Genomic DNA, 17,780 nt, shown 5'->3' on the forward strand with positions numbered 1-17,780 from the left:
GAACCAGATCGTCGAACAACCTTGGCGCATCATGTCAATCGGACTGCGCAATTGGGCGCATAGGTTATAGCAATCAATGGTTGGTATAAGATCGCTGATATCGTATCTAAAATTCAACGATTTAGTGTTCCGCAGCAAAGCACGACAACCGAAGCAGACATCAACTACGCAGCATTTCTCCAAGGTCTTCAGGACGCACAAACCAGAGGTCTGGACGCATTCCAGAAGGCATTTGAGAGACTCGACAGTTTCAATATTAAAATTCGAGAGGATGCTGAGTCCAGAGAGCAAAAACGTCTGGAGCATTATGACGCCTTACGGAAGGATCTGGACAGGCGGGAGGAAGAGCTTGCCCGGTCGTCCCACAAATCAGAACGAAGAAAGCTTTTCGCCTTACTGACAAGTCCGGATAATTCAGGCCGGCGCAAGGAGTTAGTATCAGGACGCAATGTTATCGCCCGATGGGCTATCGCTGCCATTCTGGTTTTGTTCGGCACGATTTCTGCTATTATTTCTTTCAAAATAGCTGAGTCAGTGCAAAGCTCGAATGCGGGAAACGGTCCGATTTCAGTGTTCCAGGAATACCTCATGGCCAAAAGTATTTTGTCCGGAGTGCTGGCAACAGCTTCTTTTGCATTTTCTGTCTCCTGGATAAAATCATTTTATGAAAGAGATGTTGAGCATACGAGAGAAGCGGAAAGACTTAACGCCGATATGATACGTGCAAACTGGGCGATAGAAACAATTCTTGAGGTTCAGGAAGAGTATAAAAAAGATGTATCTTCTGAACTGATATCCAGTATTACGAAAAACCTGTTCGAAGAGCCTGGTAAGCCTGCAAATCGCGATGATGCAGCGCTGGCGCTTAAAGCACTTCTCGGATTTACTGTATCGGCAAAATTCGGGACGGACGGCACTACTGTTGAGATTAATAAAAAAGAAGCCCGTAAATTATCTGAGGCCAGTAAACGTGATGATGTCTGACTGCTCCTGATGTCAGGCGGGAGCGGGGGTTTTGTTCGGGAAGAGACAGTTGCGGATGGCGGCGCAGCGCCAGCATTCGGGTTTTCTGGCTTTGCAGACGTAGCGGCCCTGGAGGATGAGCCAGTGGTGGGCTTCGCGGATCAGGTTTCGGGGGATGCGGGTTTCGAGGCGTTTTTCGACTTCGACGACGTCTTTTCCTCTTGCGAGGCCGGTTCTGTTGGCGAGGCGGAAGCAGTGTGTGTCTACGGGCATGACGGGTTCGCCGTATGCGACGTTGAGGATGACGGCTGCGGTTTTGCGTCCGACGCCGGGGAGTGTTTCGAGTGCGGCGCGGTCGCGGGGGACTTCTCCGTTATAGTCGCTCATGATTTTTGCTGAGAGTGCGACGACGTTTTTCGCTTTATTGCGCCACAGGCCGATGGTGCGGATGTAGTCTCCGACTTCTTCGGGTGTGAGTTGTGCCATTTCTGCAGGGCCTGGGGCTTTTGCGAACAGGGCGGGGGTTGCCTTGTTGACGGAGGCGTCTGTGGCCTGGGCGGCGAGTGCGGTTGAGACGAGGAGCTGGAAGGGGCTTGCGAAGACGAGTTCTGTTTCCGCGTCCGGCCATGTGCGTGCGAGGTCGTTGAGGAATCCGAGGAGTTCCTTGTGTGTCATGTCGCGCGGGGCGCTGGCTTTTGTGTCCCGTGTGTCTGCAGCTTTTTTTGCCATCCTGTATGGATGGCATACGGGGCGGGGTTCGTCGACCGGGTGGTTCAGGCCGGAGGCAGTTCGGCGGGGGCGGGGGGGTGGCTGAGAAGGGCGGTGCGGGTTCTGTCCAGAAATACCAGGGCTTTGCGGAGGAATCCGATGGTGGCATTCATGTCGATGATTCCGTCCTCATGCAGTTTCAGCCAGTCCTGATCTCCGTCGGTGATGATGGCGGCGGTCATGGAGCGTCCGTTGCCGCTGCGGCCCGGGCGGGTGATTTTTATCCCGTCGTTCCGGCTGGTGAGGTCGAGGGCCTTGAAACACCGTTCCCGTATGTTGCGGCATATTTTTGAGTCGGGGTTTTTATCGGAACAGATTATTTTTGCCACGAGGCGTTTTTCTTCTGCCTGCAGGTATATTCTCCATCCCTCGACATTCGGCACGGGCATGAAATGCCACCAGGCTCCCGTGAAGCCTCCGGACTGATTGGGTACGTAGTTCCAGCGCAGATCGGTGAATACGGATTGCAGGGCCATGAAAAATCCCTGCCATGCCCTGCCGTCCCACTGATCGGGAGGAAGGACGAGGAAGGCCTGCGTTTTTTTCTCGATATCTTCAAGATATTCGAGAAAATCATTGATTACGTCGTGCTCTGTTCCTGCGGCCTTTATATTTCTGAGAACATCCAGGAGGTTTTTCCGGAGGAATGGCTTATATCCCTGTTTTTCTGCGTGTGTGAAGTCTGACTGGTTTCCGGTCTTGCAGTAAAAGCAGAGTATTTTCCGGTCTTTATATTTTTCTCCGATGCTTTCCCTGTATCTCCTGAGCTGTTGGCCATGTTCTGAGGTGCTGGTTTTATCTTCTATGATGAGGATGAGGTCTGAGTTTATTTCTGCGACGATATCGCAGTGCATGAGTTGTTTTATGACCTTGACGGTTGCGGAGGAGAGGGGCGCCTCTCCGGCTGAGTGCATGAACGCATTGAGGAACATCAGTCCGGCGTTGTGCATGGCGGGATTTTTTGCGGCACAGGTATTGTCGGCATGGCTGAGCAGCCAGCAGATGAATGCGTCCTGTGACAGTTCTGATGTTGCCCAGTGGAACAGGTTTGTATCATCGGGCATGTGTCATGTTTCCTTCCGCCTGCTTCGGGCTGCGTATTCCGGGGGCGTGTTTAGGGTGCGGGTCTGTTTCTGTCACGTCCGGAGGCCTGTTTTCTTTCTGTTTTCTGGCAGTTTCGCCCGGGTTGTGCGGTTCGGGCGGGTTTGTTCCGGCGATTATGGCTTCGGGGGTGGTGTGATGTGTGGCGGAGTGTGCGGGGAGGTTGTATCCATGGATTATGACAACTTTCTCTCCTGTTTCTGCTGATCGCGGGAATCCGTTTCTTTCGGCTCTGTCCTTTGCCCTGCGCCGGTGGCGGGAGCATCCGGGTTCTCTGTGGCTGTGTCTGGGGGGTGTCGGGTTTTCGACGGTTGCGGATATTGTCACGCCTGTTGTTGCGGGGCGTCTTGTTGACGATGTTTCGCGTGGGGGCGCGGGGTCTGTTGCGCTTTCGGTGCGGCATGATGCGCTGTGGATGCTGGCGGCTCTGGCGGCTCTGGGTCTGTTCGGCGTTATGGGCCGGCGTGCGGCGTATTTGGGGATTACCTGGCTTTCCTCTTCCGTTATGGCGCGTGTTGCGGCTGAGGCTTTTGCGAAGGTTCAGCGGTTTTCGACGGACTGGCATGGCAATACGTTTGCGGGCTCTACGGTCCGGAAGCTGACGCGTGGCATGTGGGCTCTGGATGCTCTGAATGACAATCTTCTTCTGATGCTTCTGCCGGAGACGATGGTTCTGACGGGGACGACGATTGTTCTTGGTCTGCGCTGGCCGTCGATGGGGTTTCTGCTGGGGGGGATGTCGGTTCTGTTCATTCTGATGTCCTGTCTTCTGACTCTGAAATATGTTGCGCCTGCCTCGCGTGTTGCGAATCAGTGGGACAGTCGTGTGGGGGCGGCTCTGGCGGATTCCATCACGTGCAATGCGGTTGTGAAGGCATTCGGGGCGGAGGAGCGGGAGGACCGGCGTCTGGGCAGGATGCTGCGGGCCTGGCGGGAGCGGTGTGTGCGGAGCTGGGTCCGGGGAACGAATTCCGCGAATGTGCAGAATCTGTGTGTGACGGGGATGCGTGTCGTTCTGGCGGGGTATGTCGTGTTTCTGTGGCTGGACGGGAAGGCGGGTCCGGGGGATGTGGCGTATGTCCTGACGATGATTTTTCTGGTTCAGGGGTATTTGCGTGATATTGGCCAGCAGGTTTCCGTTGTGCAGCGTTCGGTGAATGAGATGGAGGATCTGGTGGCTGTGTGGGATCAGCCGCCGGGTGTGCGGGACCGTGCGGATGCGGGTCCGATACGGATCGTGCGGGGTGAGATTGCGTTTGAGCATGTGCGGTTTCACTACAGGGGGCAGGTGCGTGCGCTTTTCAGTGATCTGACGGTGCGGATCGAGGCGGGGAGCCGTGTTGGTCTTGTCGGGCCTTCGGGGTCGGGGAAGACGACATTTACGAAGCTGCTTCAGCGTCTTTACGATATTAATGGCGGGCGGATCGTGATTGACGGGACGGATATCGCGTCGGTGCGGCAGTCTTCGCTGCGGTCTCAGATTGCGATTGTTCCGCAGGAGCCGATCCTTTTTCACCGGACGCTGGCTGAGAATATTGCGTACGGGCGGCCCGGGGCATCGGCTGAGGAGATTGAGCGGGCGGCGGGGCTTGCGAATGCTGCTGATTTTATCGCGCGTCTTCCGCAGGGGTATGACACTCTTGTCGGGGAGCGTGGTGTGAAGCTTTCGGGGGGTGAGCGGCAGCGGATTGCGATTGCGCGGGCGTTTCTGGCGGATGCGCGGATATTGATTCTGGATGAGGCGACGGCCAGTCTGGATTCCGAATCAGAGCGTCTGGTTCAGGAGGCGATGGGGCGTCTGATGCAGGACCGGACTGTGATTGTAATTGCGCATCGTCTGGCGACGGTTGTGGATCTGGATCGGATTCTTGTATTTGAGCGCGGCGAGATTCGCGAGGATGGTCCTCATTCCGCGCTTGTGCGGCGTGAGGGCGGGCTTTATCGCAGGCTTTATGATCTTCAGTCTCTGGAGGGGTGAGGCGGTCTTCAGAAATCCGCGCGGACGCCGCCGTAGACCTGTCTTTCGATTGGGAATCCTGCTGTCTGCTGCATGACGGAGCGGTTCATCTGCCGGGCTGAGATGAAGAGTTTTGTGTGCCGGGTGAAGGCCCAGGCGGCCTGTCCGTCGAGTGTGACGAAGGAACTGACCGGTGTTGTGGCAGCGCCTTGTGTCATTGTCGTGAAGGCATCGGTGAAGTGCGACTGCCAGCGCATGTTGAGATCCACGCTGAACTTGTTCCAGCTGTATCCGAGGCCTGCGAGGATAATGTGGACCGGTTTGCTTTTCTGCCAGGTGATGGAGGGGTTGATCTGCTCGGCCTGGGTTGCGTTGTCGTGGACGAGTGTGAGCGCCCAGGCGGCGTTCCAGCGCAGGCCGAAACCGGTTTTTCCTGAGAGGGTGAGTTCTCCGCCTGCGGCCTTGCTCGTCGGGTAGTTGGCTGGGGCGACGATGATTCCGCTGTTTGTCAGGCTGACCTTTCCGGCGATGGCGGAGCTGAGCACGTCTGTTGTGTACTGGGCGAAGAGGTTGAGGTTCAGCTGTGCGTTGAGCGGGCTGATTTTATGGGCGTAGTCGAGGCCGAAATTCTGTGTGATGGCCGGGACGAGGGCTGAGTTTCCCGAGAGCATGAGGGGGCCGCCGATCAGGCGGTGGCTGAAGGAGAGCAGTCCGGGGAGCTGTGCGCCGCGTGCGGCCGAGAGGCGGACGCTGTCTCCGTCGTGAAATTTATAGACCAGGGCGCTGTTGAAGCTGACGGCTCTGATACTGCGTCCTCTGAAGGGGACCATTCCGGTTCCGGGGACATTGCCGTTGGTGCCCGGGCCGAGGTGGAAGGCGTCGATGCGTACGGCGTTTGTCATGGTGAGGGCGGGGGTGATCTGCCAGTCCCACATCAGATCTCCGGAAAGAACGTTTGAGGACAGGGTTTTCGGGCTGGGCCAGTCTGCCGTGAGGCTGCTCTGCCGGAATTCGAAGGAGCCGCGCAGGGTGTGCTGCGGTGAGATCCGGATGAGGTCGCTCAGCTGCAGGTTTGTCTGGCTTTCGGTGTAGGCGAGGGAGGTCGGGAGCTGTCCGGGGAAGTACAGCGGCTGTCCTTCCAGTGTAAGGCGTGTCGGCAGGCTGCTCCAGGAGACGTAGGGGCTGAACCAGGTGTGATAGATATCGAGGTCGAACAGTCCGGCTTTCGTGTCCGCCAGCGTGTGGGAGCGGATGTTGATGGTCCGGGCTTTTTCCGGGGTGTAAATGCCGATATCGAGGAAATAGGCCGAGCGGTTCCAGGAGGCGGAGCCGGACAGGGATGTTGTGATGTGGCGTGTGATTTTCGCGTCCAGTTCGAAGGCGGCGGTTCCTGTCTGCGGTGTCGGGACGTGATTGAAGGACACGGAGGACGGGAATTCCTGCGAGCGGCTTCCGGTGAGGGAGATTTTCCCGCTGAAGGTGTTGTTCAGTCTGCGGGAGGCGACGATTTCTCCGTTTGTCTGTCCCTGGGTTCCGCCTGAGACGCGTGCGGAGACGTGGGGGTCGTCCGTGGGGTTGCGGGTGACGATATTGATCACGCCGGCGACGGCGTTAAAGCCGTAGAGTGCGGAGGCCGGGCCTTTGATGACCTCGATCTGGCGGATGTCTGTCAGGGCGACGGGGATGGAGGACCAGAAGGTGAAGCCGTAGTCGTCCTGGTAGACCGAGCGGCCGTCCACGAGGACGAGGAGCCGGGAGTTGTTGGGCATGGCTGCGCCGCGGATGGAGACGGTGGTGTCCTGCATGCCGTAGTCCCGGATGTCCACGCCTGCGACGAGGCGCAGGACCTGCGGGATCGTGCTGGCTCCGGAGTGTTCGATCATATCGGCCGTGACGACGGTCATGGCGGCGGGGGCTTCGCTGACGCGCTGCGGTTTTCCGGAGGCTGAGACCGTGACCGGTTCTCCGAAGAGTTCCTCAAAGGAGCGGTAGTTCACCTGCTGTGCGTGTGCGGGGCGGGCGATCAGGGGAATCAGCGCCGCGGTCAGGAGGAGGAGTTGTCCGTGGCGGTGTGTGAGGTTTGCGGTCATAGTGCCTGCACCATCATCATGAACGCGGTTGCGAAGTGGACGTCTGCGTTTTTCATTGCCGGGGTACTGATCGTGAGGACGACGGAGGGTTCGACGGAGACGGCGATCCGCACCGTGTCTGCGGGCGGGGGGGCACGAATTCCATGGTCTGGCGGATGACGGAGGTGAAGCGGGGGGGCTCGCTCCGGGCGGTGCAGGGGGGGGGGGAGTCCTGTCAGCAGAACGCAGAGCGCGCAATACACTCCTTTTCCTGCTTTCATTCCCGCCACGCTGTATCCCGTGTCATCCCGGCCTTCCTGCTGAGGCCGTCTCCGGAAGTAGCGGAAAACTCTGAATAAATTCCTACGTCGTGTCGTCAGTTAAGCAGTATGATGATTGAGGCGAACTGCACGGCTGCGAGGAAAGTAGATTTGAGTTTGTCGTAGCGGGTAGCGATGGCGCGGAACTGCTTGAGTTTATTGAAGAACCTCTCGACAAGATTTCGCTCCCTGTAAAGGGCAAAGTCCGTTTTCCGTTGTGTTGTTCTGTTGCTTTTTGATGGGATGACTGGGGTAATCCCACGCTCTGTCAGCCTGTCGATCAACCTGTCCGCGTCATACGCCCTGTCTGCAAGGAAAGCATCCGGATCAATGTTTTCCAGCATCGGTTCTACCTGAGTGACATCGGCATCCTGTCCCGGTGTAAGGACGAGTTCCACCGGGTTACCGAGAGCGTCGCAGATGGCATGGATCTTTGTCGTCAACCCGCCTCGTGATCGTCCGATGGCCTGATCCGTCCCCCTTTTTTGAGGGCTCCGGCACTATGCTGATGCGCCCGGACAATCGTGCTGTCGATCATCATGTATTCGTTGTCGTGATCTGCCGCCAGATAGCGAAATATCCGCTCAATAACACCGCTTTCGCACCAGCGACGCAGGCGTCTATGCACGTTTTTCCAGTCTCCGAAACGGGCCGGAAGATCACGCCACGGAATGCCTGCGCGATAGCGATACAGCACGGCCTCCACGAACAGGCGGTTATCCGCAGCCGTGCCACCGACATGGCCCTCCCGGCCAGGGAGAAGGCCTTTTATCCGTTCCCACTGATCGTCGCGTAAACCGTAACGCCGCATCTGTCTGTCTCCCCAAAAACTGGGAAAACAGTCAGCACACACAGCCACAAAGTACAACCCTCACGTGCCGCAATCAGCCCTTAACTGACGACACGCCGTAAGCCGGGGCGGAGAGGGGGCGGGATTTCTGCGGGAGGATCTGGTCGGGGGCTGTGATCGGGCGGGGTGGTCGGGATGGTGCGGGACGGGGAGGGTGTGCCCTTGTCCGGCGGGGTCTGCGGCCACACATGCGGGGCGGACGGGCTGCGGTGTCTGCCGTGAGTCTGCGGGTATTTTGTGTTTGATATGTTGTGCAGTAAGTCTTCCGGGCCGGGTTTTCAGGATCGGGGCGGCGGACTGACAGGGACGGGAAGAACGGGAACGATGGAATATCTGATCGGGCAGAAGCAGCCGGGCGGGCGTCAGGCCGGTGTTCAGGGTGGTGTTCAGGGTGGCCTGCGGGGCGATATGTCTGCGGGTGAGGCCGGGACTTCGGGATCTTTTATCCGTGATGCGACGGAGGCCACGTTCATGCGGGACGTGCTGGAGGCCAGCCGTACCGTTCCTGTTCTGGTGGATTTCTGGGCCGAGTGGTGTGGTCCGTGTCGTCAGCTGACGCCGGTTCTGGAGAAGGTGGTGACGGCGGCGCGGGGCCGTGTTCATCTTGTGAAGGTTGATATTGAGGCCTGCCGGTCTCTGGCGTCCCAGCTTGTTCAGGCCGGTCTTCCGCTTCAGTCGATTCCTCTGGTTGCCGCGTTCTGGAAGGGTCAGATTCTGGATATTTTCCAGGGGGCTCTGCCGGAGAGTCAGATCCGGAAATTCATTGAGGGGGTTCTGTCTGCTGCTGGTGGCGGGCAGATGCCTGCGTCTGATCTTCTGGAGGCGGCGGCGCTGGCTCTGGAGGAGGGGCGTGATGAGGATGCTGTCGGGTTTTATTCCGAGGTGATCGGCGAGGAGCCGGAGAATCCGCAGGCCTGGGGTGGTCTGGTGCGTACGCTTGCGTCTCTGGGCAATGAGGAGGCTGCGGCTGCGGCTCTGGAGGATGTTCCGGAGAAGATCGCGCATCATGCGGAGGTTGAAGGGGCGCGTGCGGCTCTGGAGCTGAGGCAGGAGGGGCGTCGGGCTGCGGCGGAGGCTGAGTCTTTGCGTGCGCGGGTTGAGGCGTCTCCGGATGATTTCGAGGCGCGGTGTGGTCTGGCGACGGCTCTGAATGCGGCCGGGGATCGTGAGGCTGCGGCTGAGGAGCTTCTTTATGTGATCCGGGCGGACCGGGAGTGGAAGGACGGGGCGGCCAAGCAGCAGCTTTTCCGTTTTTTCGATGCGTGGGGGCATGATGATCCGGCGACGCTGCGTGCGCGCAGGCGTTTGTCCTCGCTGCTGTTTTCCTGATGGTCTCTTCTCTGGAGAGCACGTTTTTCGGGGAGGAGAGTCCGCGTCTGGTTCCGCGTTTCGGTGAGCTGACGCTGGCGGATCTTCCGGTGGAGACGGGTCTGTTTCCGCTGAGCGGGACTTTGCTGCTGCCGCGGGGGAAGCTGCCTCTGAATGTGTTTGAGCCGCGTTATATTGCCCTTGTTGAGGATGCTCTGGCGTCGGATCGTCTGATCGGGATGATCCAGCCGGTTGATCCGGAGGACGAGGCGGATGAGCTTTTATTTCCGTCTCTGTTCGGGGTTGGCTGTCTGGGGCGGATCACGTCGTTTACGGAACGCGGGGACGGGACGTTTGCGATCACGCTGACGGGGATTTCCCGGTTCCGGGTTCTGCGGGAGAGCGGGATCCGGCGGGGGTATCGTCGTGCGCGGATTGATGTGTCGCGTTATGGTGCGGATCTTAACGAGGTGCCTTCGGCTCCGTTTGACCGGGAGGTTCTGCTTTCCTCCTTGCGGGCCTATTTCCGTGTGAGGCATCTTCATGCGCGCTGGGATGTTCTGGAGCAGATGCCTGATGACATGCTTCTGATCACCCTTCCGATGATCTGTCCGTTTCCGGCGGCTGAGAAGCAGCTTCTTCTGGAGGCGGAGACGCTGACGGACCGGGTTCAGGTTCTGCAGACTCTTCTTGATTTTCCGGGTCTTTTTCCGGACGATCCGGATGACGTATAATCTTTTTGTGTTTTTTCAGGAGTTTGAGTGATGTCCGGAGCGAAAGCTGACAGTGTTGCCGTGGATCCCCGGCTTCTGTCCCTTCTTGTCTGTCCCGTGACCAAGGGGCCTCTGGTGTATGATCGTGAGGCCGGGGAGCTGATCAGCGAGAAGGCTGGTCTGGCCTATCCGGTACGTGACGGCATTCCGGTGATGCTTCCTGATGAGGCGCGTCGTCTTTCGGTCTGAGATTTTCTTCCGGGCGTCCGGGCAGTCTGACGGGTGGTATGGCGGGTGAGTTTCCGGGGCCGGCTGATATGTCTGATCTGTGCGGGTATGGTGGTGTCGTGTCACATGCCGGGGTCTGACCCGCGCGCGGGGGACAATATTGACGTGCCGCCGGACCGTCCGGGCAAGAATTTTCCGGAGGCTGCCGAGGCCGAGGAGCGCCGCGAGCGGGAGGCGGATTACAGTAAGAACACGGCTCCGCAGACGCCTGAGGGGACGCAGGGTTATGAGCCTGCGCCGGATGTCGGGGTTTCTGCGCCCAAGCCAGGGACGGGGGGGGCGGTTCCCGATACCGAGGTGACGTATGGCCGTCCGCAGCACCGGGGGCGGTAAGGCTGTTTTTTTCTGATATGAACCGTGCTGCGGTCGGGGTGTTATGGCTGTTACTGTCTGTCAGGGAGTTTTGCTGATGTCCGTTCGTATTCCTGTCGTTCTGCCGGGTCTGGCTGCCGTTCTGCTGCTTGCGGCGGCTGTTCCGGCCGAGGCCCAGCCTCCGGGATTTCGCGGGGCGAACAGCAGTTCCGTGGCGATTGCCGCGGCGATCAGTGACAGGGATCGTCCCCAGTCTGACCGTGCGCAGGATGCGCGGCGCAAGCCTGTGGAGCTGATTGCATTTTCGGGGGTGACGCGCCGGAAGAAGGTTGCGGATGTTCTGCCGGGGGACGGGTATTTCACGCGTCTGTTCAGCAATGTGACGGGGCAGGGCGGGCGTGTCTATGCCATTGTTCCGCCCGGTGCCGAGAAGCGTTTTCCGGACAAGGTGAAGACGCTGGAGACGACGGCGGCGAGTCCGGAATTTTCCAACGTAACGATCGTGCGGCAGTCTCCGACGTCTTTCAGGGTGCCGGAGCCTCTGGATGTTGTGTGGACGTCTCTGAACTATCACGATCTGTATTATGGACAGGGTGAGCAGGCGGCTCTGGATTTTGACAAATCCGCGTTTGCCGCGCTGCACCCGGGCGGAACGTTTATTGTCGTGGATCATGTTGCCCTGCCGGGGGCTTCGGGGAATGTGGCTGCGCTGCACCGGATTGATCCGCAGATCATCATCCGTCAGGCGCAGGCGGCGGGATTTACGCTGGAGAGCCGGAGCGATGTTCTGGCCAATCCCTCGGACCCGCATGACAAGCCGGTGTTTGATCCGTCCATACGCGGCCGTACGGACCAGGTGGTTCTGAAGTTCCGTCGTCCGGCCTGATATCCGGGCCTGAGAACTGTTGTTGTGATGCTTCCGGAGGGCGGGGTCTCCGGAAGTTTTTTCAGCGTGCGGCGTAGTCTTCGTGCTGTGTATCGAGGTCTGAGAAGCGTGTGAATTCGCCCTCGAAGTAGAGCTGGATGGTTCCTGTGGGGCCGTGACGCTGTTTTTCCAGGATGAGTTCGGCCTTGTTGTGCACCAGCTCCATTTTGCGGTGCCAGTCTTCCAGGGCGGCCTGGTATTTTTCAGAGGATTCGAAGGCGGTTTCCTTGGGTTCGCGCTGCTGGAGATAATACTGGTCGCGATAGACGAACATCACGGCGTCTGCGTCCTGCTCGATGGAGCCGGATTCGCGGAGGTCCGAGAGCATGGGGCGTTTGTCCTCGCGGCTTTCGACCTGGCGGGAGAGCTGTGAGAGGGCGATGACGGGGACTTCGAGTTCCTTGGCCAGGGCTTTGAGGCCCTGTGTGATCATGGAGATTTCGAGCACGCGGCTTTCCGGTCTGGTTCCGACCGAGGGGCGCATGAGCTGGAGATAGTCCACGACGACGAGGGACAGGCCGCGTGTGCGCTTGAGTCTGCGGCAGCGGGTTCGCATGGCGGACAGGCTGATGGCGGGGGTATCGTCGATCACCATGGGCAGGCGGTTGAGTTCGCGCGAGACCCTGACGAAGCGGTCGAAGTCTTTCTGTGCGATATCGCCGCGGCGGATGCGTTCTCCGGGGACTTCGGCCTGTTCTGACAGGATACGTGTGGCGAGCTGTTCGGACGACATTTCGAGGGAGAAGATGGCGACGGTTCCTGTCGGCACGGCGCCTTCTCCCCTGTCTTCCGCGTCGCGCAGCAGGGCGCGGGCGGCGGAGAAGGCGACTTTCGTGGCGAGGGCGGTTTTACCCATTGCCGGGCGTCCTGCGAGGATGAGCAGGTCTGAGGGGTGGAGGCCGCCGGTCTTGCGGTCGAAATCGGTCAGTCCGCTGGTGAGGCCGGTGACGTGTCCTTCATTGAGGAAGGCTTTTTCCGCGACCTGGATGGCGGCGGCGAGGGCGCGGTCGAAATTCGTGAAGCCGCCGTCCTGGCCTTTTTCGGTGGCGAGGCGGAAGAGCTGTTCCTCTCCTGCGGCGATCTGGTCCTGGCCGCTGAGGTCTGTTTCGGTTCCGAAGGCGCTGTTGACGATGCCTTCTCCGATATCGACGAGCTGGCGTCTGATCCAGGCGTCGTGGATGGCGCGTCCGTAATCCGCGGCATTGATGATGCCGACCATCGAGGTGAGGAGGCGGGCGATATAGGCCATGCCGCCGACAGGTTCCAGGACGCCGGAATGTTCGAACACCGGGCGCATCGTGACGGGGTCTGCGAGCTGTCCCTGTTCTATTTTCCGGGAGATGGCTTCGTAGATGGCGCCGTTGACGGCGCTTGCGAAGTGGACCGGGGCCAGGAAGTCCGAGATCCGGTCATAGGCTTTGTTGTTGGTCAGCAGGGCGCCGAGGAGGGCCTGTTCCGCTTCGGGGTTTGAGGGCGGCTGACGCAGGGAGAGGCCGGACAGTCCTTCTTCGGAGGGCCGGACGGGGGATGAGGCTGTCATGCCCCGCTTTCTAGAGCATCTGCGGACGTGAGGCTATTGGTGTGTCCGCCCGTCCTGGCGGGTTGTCCTGCGGGTGCGGGATTTATGGTGTGGTTTCCATGATTCCGACGCGGCGCTGCGGGGCTCCGGTGAAGGAGGAGGGGCCGACATGGGTGAGGATCAGGGAGGGGTCGAGCCAGATATCTCCGCCGATATCGCGCCAGCGCTGGCAGAAGGCGAAGTCTTCGGAGAGATAGGTTCCGGTTGCGGGATCGATCATGCATTCGAACAGGGCCCAGGCGGTTCCGGCGCTGCGGTCCTGTGCGCCGTTGCCGTCGCGGGCGGCGTCGATGCGGGTATAGGCGCTTTCGGGGTGGGCGAGGATCAGTCTTTCGATGGCGTTACGGCTGATGAGCAGGAATCCGGTTCCGGCATAGGCCACCTGTACGAGGGGGCTTCCGGCGGGGGTTTCGTGCAGTTTCTCGCACTCTCCGACATAGCGCAGGGAGGCGGTGTCTGCCGGTTCTCCTCTGGCGATGCGCTCTGCGGTCATTTCATTCCAGTACCGGTCCTTGAGCGGGTAGAGGCCGCCGATGACGTCCTTTCCGGCGGCGACGAGGCGGCCGATGGCGTCATGCGGGAATCCGATATCGCTGTCTATGAACAGGAGATGCGTGGCGTCCGGCTGCTGCATGAACTGCTGTACCAGCGTGTTGCGGCAGCGTGTAATGAGGGCGTCGTTGCCGACGAGGGAGAGCGTGAGTTCGACACCCTGGTCCTGGGCGGCGACCATGCAGCCTATGACGGACTGGACATAGGTCTGAGTGACCAGTCCGCCGAAGCAGGGGGTGGCAATGAAGACGCGGGTTGTCATCGGTGGGGAGGGTCCTTTCGTTCCCGTCCTGTATGACATGGTCCGGTTTCAGAAGATTTAATGTCGCTGCGGGGGGATATGCGGGTGCAGCGCGTTCTGCCTGCGGGGGATTTTTCTGTGGAAGGGTCTGGCCGGGGCGGATTTCTGTCTGTGCAGGGTGTCCGGCTCAGGGAGGGGATGTTGCCGGAATCGGCGGGATGGTCCCGGGAGTTTTCTCCCGGGGGCTCTGTTCCGGCTGGTCCGCTTTGTGCGGGATCAGAAATCCTCGACCGACGGGAGGGCGCGGGGTCTGCGCTTTTCGTCCAGAGCGACGAAGGTGAATTTTCCCTGGGTGACGCGGATGCGGATGTCCGTGGACCGGACGCGGCGCCAGGTTTCCACGTGGATGACCATCGAGGTCCGGCCTTCCTTGACGATATTTGTATAGATGCTGACCTCGTCTCCGACGACGACGGGTTCGTGGAAGATGAAGCTGTCGATGGCGACGGTGACGCAGCGGCCGCGCGAGCGGAAGGCGGCGCAGGTTCCGGCGGCGAGATCCATCTGTGAGACGAGCCATCCGCCGAAGACGTCTCCGGCGGGGTTGGTGTCGGTCGGCATGGCGACGACGCGGATCGTGGGGATGCGATCAGGCGGTGTCGGGGGGGGGCTTTTTTTCTGGGCGTCAGGCACGGTCTGATATCCTGATGGTCGTTTACGGGAGGGGTGGTGTGCTTTGGGGAGTATGTGCCCGCGAAATCATGAAAAAATCAACATCATGCGTCGTTTTATGGCCGATTATCTGCGGATGAGGATGTAGTTGATGGTCACATCGAGGTCGAAATGATCTCCGGGGATATCGGGCGGGACCGGCGGGAGCTGGCTGTTCTGGAACATGCCGGTCGTGGCGGCGTCGAGGCGGTAGGAGCCGGACTGGTCCGTGAGGCGGACGAATCGGACGTGTCCGCCGCGGTCGATGACGACGTGGACCGAGGAGCCGCCTTCCTCTCCGTCATGGGCGGCGTCGGGCGGATAGAACATATGGCGTCTGATCCAGGCGTCCACTTCTGAGGCGTAGTCCCGGCTGACGCCGCGTGTTGTGGCGCGGGTGCTGTAGGGGGCGTTGAGTTTGCCGTTGGAGACGAGCGGGCCGACGGAGAGGTCGATGGGGCCGCCGGAGCCGCCCGAGCGTCCGCTGCGGCTGCGTCTGGGGGCTGAGGACTGATCGAAGGACAGGTCCGTCAGGGAATCGAAGGGGGATGCGGCGCGCTGTTCCTGGCGGCGCTGACGCGGGACGGGTTTTGCGGCTGATTTTCTGTGTGACGGTGACGGGCGGGCCTGTCCGGCGGTTTTTTCTGTCGGGCTGACCGTGGCTTTCTGCTGCGGCTGTGGCGGGACGTGTTCGGTTGACGGGGCTTCGACCAGCGGGGGGGCTGCGGGTGTTTCCGTGGCGGCTGCGCTCTGTGCGGGGGCGGAATCGGCTTCCTGGGGGGCTCCGGCGCTGGATTTCGAGTTGGATGCGGCTTCGTTTCCGCCGCCGGCTTCGGGGGAGTTCTGTCCGCGCATGCCGCTTGTTGCGGGCGGGGTGACGAACATCATCTCGACCGGTGCGGCTTCTCCGGAGGGGTTTCCCATTGGCGGGTGGCGGGTGGCGAGGAAGAGGGCCAGGGCCAGCAGGGCGGCGTGGGTGGCGAAGGAGCCGGTGAGGACGGGTCCGAGTTCGGGGTCTGCGAAGATGTCGCGCGGGCGGACGGGGGTTCGTGCGCCGCGCAGGGGTTTGTATCCGGCGGTGCGTTCCACGAGGGCGGGGGCCAGTCCGTTGCGGTCTCTGACGGTGGGTGGCGGCGGGGACGGGCGTGTCGGGCGGGGGGTGTCGGGTCCGGGTATGAGTACGGGCTCGCGGCTGCCCCTGCGGCTGCGCTGTCCTGTTCCGTCTGGGGTGCTGGATCGGAAGAACCTGGCCATCGCCGGCATGGAAAGAGGCTGACTCCGTATCGTTCGGGCGGGTGACCGGTCTGAGATGATCCGTTTTCTATGCCACCACCCGGGCTTGCGTGTCACCTGTGACTCTGTTGCAATATTTTAATGCATGTATCTGAGATCACGGCGCATGAGCGTCTTGTTACGTATCTGACTGCGGCGGACCCTGCGCTTGGGGCGTTTGCGGCGCGGTCCGGGCCGTGTGACCTCACGCGCGGGCGTGAGTCCGAGCCGTTTGATGCTCTGGTGCGGGCGATTGTCAGCCAGCAGCTTGGTGGGGGTGTGGCTGCGGCGATTCACGGGCGGCTTCTGGCGCTGGAGGGCGGGATCGGGACGGATCCTGCGGCTCTGGCGGGAGCGTCTTCTGATGTTCTGCGGGGCTGTGGTCTGTCGGGGGCGAAGATCACGGCGCTTCAGGGGCTGGCGCGTGCGCGGCTGGAGGGGGTTGTTCCGGGGCGTACCGAGGCGGAGGGGCTGTCTGATGAGGAGCTGATTGCCCGTCTGACGACGCTGCGCGGGATCGGGCGCTGGACGGTTGAGATGTTTCTGATGCTGACGCTGGGGCGTCCGGACATCATGCCTGCGGATGATTTTGGTGTGCGGGAGGGGTGGCGTCTTCTGCGCGGGCATGAAGCTCAGCTGAAGCCGCGTGATCTCCGGGCTGTGACGGAGGTTTTTGCGCCGTTCCGGTCTTCTGCCGCGGGGTATCTGTGGCGTATTGCCGGGGAGGCGAAGCGGAGCCGTGCGGCTGCGGCTGCGGCGGGGCGCGGTTCGGGAACTTCCGGGCGGGGGAAGCGTTCTGAGTGAAGATTGCCTGCCGCGTGTGGCGGGTGAGGACTTTATTTCAGAGGAGCTTCCGATGGGTGAGTTTACGGACAAGCTGAAGGGTGCTGCGGACAAGGTTGTCGGCACTGTGAAGGAAGAGATCGGTAAGGCTACCGACAATGAGAAGCTGGTTGCCGAGGGGCAGGTCCAGCAGCTTAAGGGCAAGGGGTCTGAGATCAAGGGAGATATTAAGGGCAAGATCAACGATCTCTGATCCTTTCCGGTTTTAAACCGGCGGTGTCGTGAATGCGGTGCCGTTGTCTGCTGCAGCATGAGGGGCCTTCCGCCGGTGGCGGGAGGCCTTTTTGTGTGATGGCTCCGGAAGGAGACGTCCGGAGGTGTGCCGTCACGTAAGGGTTGTCTCAGGATAGCCGGCAGGCTGATCTCAGGCGTTGGGGATCACAGCTGCTCTTTGATGACAGCCAGTATATTCCTGAGTTGACTGGCATCATTTTTCAGATCGGCACATTCATCCGGGTCCATCTGATCCGGATCAAGCCCTTTAACATAGCTGATCCAGCCATCCGGTGCATCCGTTACAAAGACCCATTCGTTTTTTATAAGGGTTACCGTTTTCTCATTCATTTACTTTGCCCTCCGGCATCACTGCCATTTCCCGTAATGAGTTCAGTGCTTGCTGCTTTCGGGGCAGGGCAGGTGTGTGTGTCTGAGGCGATATAGAGGAATTTATCTGCCTGCGGGGGTGTAAGTCTTCTTCATCTTTCATCCCATAAGACAGACGTTCACGCTGGCGAACCCGAGCGGGTTCTCCTGGACTTTCCCTGGCGCTGGAACCAGGCTCACCTTACGCTATGAGCGCCAGGGAATTTGTGGCCCCTGAGGCCTGATGACTGCAGAGATCGAAGGTCGTATTTATTCGGATGGAGCCCGGTATTCAGCCATGGATGGTGAGCATGGCCCGGAATCCGCTGACGACTGTAACCGTGACAAAGAGAGGTGGCCCCGTCTGTTCGGACAGTTTTTCGGGCCTGATAAGCTATAGCCGGTTGTTGTCATGCTGCCGCCTTG

Annotated in this window: 19 protein-coding genes; 9 read left to right on the forward strand and 10 right to left on the reverse strand. The window is 60.2% G+C overall.

Annotated elements, in window-relative coordinates:
• Positions 1 to 588: 588 nt before the first annotated feature.
• On the forward strand, positions 589 to 984 hold the full coding sequence (locus tag LOC54_RS07715) for a hypothetical protein (protein WP_279313244.1): 396 nt from the start codon (positions 589 to 591) through the stop codon (positions 982 to 984).
• 12 nt (positions 985 to 996) lie between these two features.
• On the opposite strand, the gene nth is transcribed toward LOC54_RS07715, so the two are convergent.
• Together nth and LOC54_RS07725 are read right to left on the reverse strand one after the other, a co-directional pair.
• Complete coding sequence (nth, locus tag LOC54_RS07720; protein WP_279313245.1) at positions 997 to 1,692, reverse strand: endonuclease III; 696 nt, start codon at positions 1,690 to 1,692, stop codon at positions 997 to 999.
• 44 nt (positions 1,693 to 1,736) lie between these two features.
• A complete protein-coding gene (locus LOC54_RS07725) occupies positions 1,737 to 2,795 on the reverse strand; it encodes a PD-(D/E)XK nuclease family protein (protein WP_279313246.1) in 1,059 nt (352 codons plus the stop codon).
• Positions 2,796 to 3,010: 215 nt separating this feature from the next.
• On the opposite strand from LOC54_RS07725, the gene LOC54_RS07730 reads away from it, so the two are divergent.
• Entirely contained in the window at positions 3,011 to 4,810 is a 1,800-nt protein-coding gene (locus tag LOC54_RS07730) for an ABC transporter ATP-binding protein (protein ID WP_279313247.1), read from the forward strand.
• A gap of 8 nt (positions 4,811 to 4,818) precedes the next feature.
• Here the strand turns inward: LOC54_RS07730 and LOC54_RS07735 are convergent, their stop codons facing one another.
• The 3 genes from LOC54_RS07735 to LOC54_RS07745 all read right to left on the reverse strand — a co-directional run bounded on the left by LOC54_RS07735 (position 4,819) and on the right by LOC54_RS07745 (position 7,989).
• Positions 4,819 to 6,879, reverse strand: coding sequence for a TonB-dependent siderophore receptor (locus tag LOC54_RS07735; protein ID WP_279313248.1), 2,061 nt, complete (start codon positions 6,877 to 6,879; stop codon positions 4,819 to 4,821).
• Positions 6,876 to 7,148, reverse strand: coding sequence for a hypothetical protein (locus tag LOC54_RS07740; protein ID WP_279313249.1), 273 nt, complete (start codon positions 7,146 to 7,148; stop codon positions 6,876 to 6,878). The genes LOC54_RS07735 and LOC54_RS07740 overlap by 4 nt, the downstream gene beginning before the upstream one ends.
• A gap of 86 nt (positions 7,149 to 7,234) precedes the next feature.
• Positions 7,235 to 7,989, reverse strand: a protein-coding gene (locus tag LOC54_RS07745) for an IS5 family transposase (RefSeq protein ID WP_279313250.1) whose coding sequence is annotated in 2 segments (ribosomal slippage) — positions 7,235 to 7,650 and positions 7,650 to 7,989 — 756 coding nt in all. Because the reading frame shifts where the segments join, the coding sequence is not laid out codon by codon here.
• A gap of 363 nt (positions 7,990 to 8,352) precedes the next feature.
• On the opposite strand from LOC54_RS07745, the gene LOC54_RS07750 reads away from it, so the two are divergent.
• The 5 genes from LOC54_RS07750 (at position 8,353) to LOC54_RS07770 (ending at position 11,535) form a co-directional block, all read left to right on the forward strand.
• Positions 8,353 to 9,357 carry a tetratricopeptide repeat protein gene (locus LOC54_RS07750; protein WP_408740321.1) on the forward strand — a complete coding sequence of 335 codons (1,005 nt, stop codon included), beginning with the start codon at positions 8,353 to 8,355 and terminating at the stop codon, positions 9,355 to 9,357.
• Positions 9,357 to 10,070, forward strand: coding sequence for an LON peptidase substrate-binding domain-containing protein (locus LOC54_RS07755; RefSeq protein WP_408740322.1), 714 nt, complete (start codon positions 9,357 to 9,359; stop codon positions 10,068 to 10,070). Before LOC54_RS07750 ends, LOC54_RS07755 begins: the two co-directional genes overlap by 1 nt.
• 30 nt (positions 10,071 to 10,100) lie before the next feature.
• The gene (locus LOC54_RS07760; RefSeq protein ID WP_279313251.1) at positions 10,101 to 10,298 is read left to right on the forward strand and encodes a Trm112 family protein; all 198 of its coding nucleotides are present in this window, start codon (positions 10,101 to 10,103) and stop codon (positions 10,296 to 10,298) included.
• A 45-nt stretch (positions 10,299 to 10,343) separates the two neighbouring features.
• Entirely contained in the window at positions 10,344 to 10,670 is a 327-nt protein-coding gene (locus LOC54_RS07765) for a hypothetical protein (RefSeq protein WP_279313252.1), read from the forward strand.
• 76 nt (positions 10,671 to 10,746) lie between these two features.
• A complete protein-coding gene (locus tag LOC54_RS07770) occupies positions 10,747 to 11,535 on the forward strand; it encodes a methyltransferase (protein ID WP_279313253.1) in 789 nt (262 codons plus the stop codon).
• Between the two features lie 61 nt (positions 11,536 to 11,596).
• Here LOC54_RS07770 and LOC54_RS07775 read toward each other — a convergent pair whose 3' ends face one another.
• From LOC54_RS07775 to LOC54_RS07790, 4 genes are all read right to left on the reverse strand, one after another.
• Positions 11,597 to 13,114, reverse strand: a complete 1,518-nt coding sequence (locus tag LOC54_RS07775) for a replicative DNA helicase (protein WP_279313254.1) — start codon at positions 13,112 to 13,114, stop codon at positions 11,597 to 11,599.
• Positions 13,115 to 13,196: 82 nt separating this feature from the next.
• Positions 13,197 to 13,967, reverse strand: coding sequence for a hypothetical protein (locus LOC54_RS07780; RefSeq protein ID WP_279313255.1), 771 nt, complete (start codon positions 13,965 to 13,967; stop codon positions 13,197 to 13,199).
• Positions 13,968 to 14,222: 255 nt separating this feature from the next.
• Positions 14,223 to 14,567, reverse strand: a complete 345-nt coding sequence (locus LOC54_RS07785; RefSeq protein WP_279313262.1) for an acyl-CoA thioesterase — start codon at positions 14,565 to 14,567, stop codon at positions 14,223 to 14,225.
• A gap of 177 nt (positions 14,568 to 14,744) precedes the next feature.
• Complete coding sequence (locus LOC54_RS07790) at positions 14,745 to 15,920, reverse strand: energy transducer TonB (protein WP_279313256.1); 1,176 nt, start codon at positions 15,918 to 15,920, stop codon at positions 14,745 to 14,747.
• 111 nt (positions 15,921 to 16,031) lie between these two features.
• Between LOC54_RS07790 and LOC54_RS07795 the strand changes: the two genes are divergently transcribed.
• Entirely contained in the window at positions 16,032 to 16,733 is a 702-nt protein-coding gene (locus tag LOC54_RS07795) for a DNA-3-methyladenine glycosylase 2 family protein (protein WP_279313257.1), read from the forward strand.
• A 52-nt stretch (positions 16,734 to 16,785) separates the two neighbouring features.
• Positions 16,786 to 16,965, forward strand: a complete 180-nt coding sequence (locus LOC54_RS07800) for a CsbD family protein (protein WP_279313258.1) — start codon at positions 16,786 to 16,788, stop codon at positions 16,963 to 16,965.
• A gap of 185 nt (positions 16,966 to 17,150) precedes the next feature.
• Here LOC54_RS07800 and LOC54_RS07805 read toward each other — a convergent pair whose 3' ends face one another.
• A complete protein-coding gene (locus tag LOC54_RS07805; RefSeq protein WP_279313259.1) occupies positions 17,151 to 17,336 on the reverse strand; it encodes a hypothetical protein in 186 nt (61 codons plus the stop codon).
• Between the last annotated feature and the right edge of the window lie 444 nt (positions 17,337 to 17,780).

It is taken from the genome of Acetobacter sp. AN02 (genome assembly GCF_029759835.1).
Lineage (GTDB): Bacteria > Pseudomonadota > Alphaproteobacteria > Acetobacterales > Acetobacteraceae > Acetobacter.

Coding starts and splice junctions, on each gene's coding strand:
- LOC54_RS07790 (WP_279313256.1), bottom strand. CDS start 15,920: ATGCCGGCGATGGCCAGGTTCTTCCGATCCAGCACCCCAGACGGAACA.
- LOC54_RS07760 (WP_279313251.1), top strand. CDS start 10,101: ATGTCCGGAGCGAAAGCTGACAGTGTTGCCGTGGATCCCCGGCTTCTG.
- LOC54_RS07735 (WP_279313248.1), bottom strand. CDS start 6,879: ATGACCGCAAACCTCACACACCGCCACGGACAACTCCTCCTCCTGACC.
- LOC54_RS07715 (WP_279313244.1), top strand. CDS start 589: ATGGCCAAAAGTATTTTGTCCGGAGTGCTGGCAACAGCTTCTTTTGCA.
- LOC54_RS07795 (WP_279313257.1), top strand. CDS start 16,032: ATGCATGTATCTGAGATCACGGCGCATGAGCGTCTTGTTACGTATCTG.
- LOC54_RS07755 (WP_408740322.1), top strand. CDS start 9,357: ATGGTCTCTTCTCTGGAGAGCACGTTTTTCGGGGAGGAGAGTCCGCGT.
- LOC54_RS07750 (WP_408740321.1), top strand. CDS start 8,353: ATGGAATATCTGATCGGGCAGAAGCAGCCGGGCGGGCGTCAGGCCGGT.
- LOC54_RS07730 (WP_279313247.1), top strand. CDS start 3,011: ATGACAACTTTCTCTCCTGTTTCTGCTGATCGCGGGAATCCGTTTCTT.
- LOC54_RS07800 (WP_279313258.1), top strand. CDS start 16,786: ATGGGTGAGTTTACGGACAAGCTGAAGGGTGCTGCGGACAAGGTTGTC.
- LOC54_RS07770 (WP_279313253.1), top strand. CDS start 10,747: ATGTCCGTTCGTATTCCTGTCGTTCTGCCGGGTCTGGCTGCCGTTCTG.
- LOC54_RS07725 (WP_279313246.1), bottom strand. CDS start 2,795: ATGCCCGATGATACAAACCTGTTCCACTGGGCAACATCAGAACTGTCA.
- LOC54_RS07805 (WP_279313259.1), bottom strand. CDS start 17,336: ATGAATGAGAAAACGGTAACCCTTATAAAAAACGAATGGGTCTTTGTA.
- nth (WP_279313245.1), bottom strand. CDS start 1,692: ATGGCAAAAAAAGCTGCAGACACACGGGACACAAAAGCCAGCGCCCCG.
- LOC54_RS07785 (WP_279313262.1), bottom strand. CDS start 14,567: ATGCCGACCGACACCAACCCCGCCGGAGACGTCTTCGGCGGATGGCTC.
- LOC54_RS07775 (WP_279313254.1), bottom strand. CDS start 13,114: ATGACAGCCTCATCCCCCGTCCGGCCCTCCGAAGAAGGACTGTCCGGC.
- LOC54_RS07780 (WP_279313255.1), bottom strand. CDS start 13,967: ATGACAACCCGCGTCTTCATTGCCACCCCCTGCTTCGGCGGACTGGTC.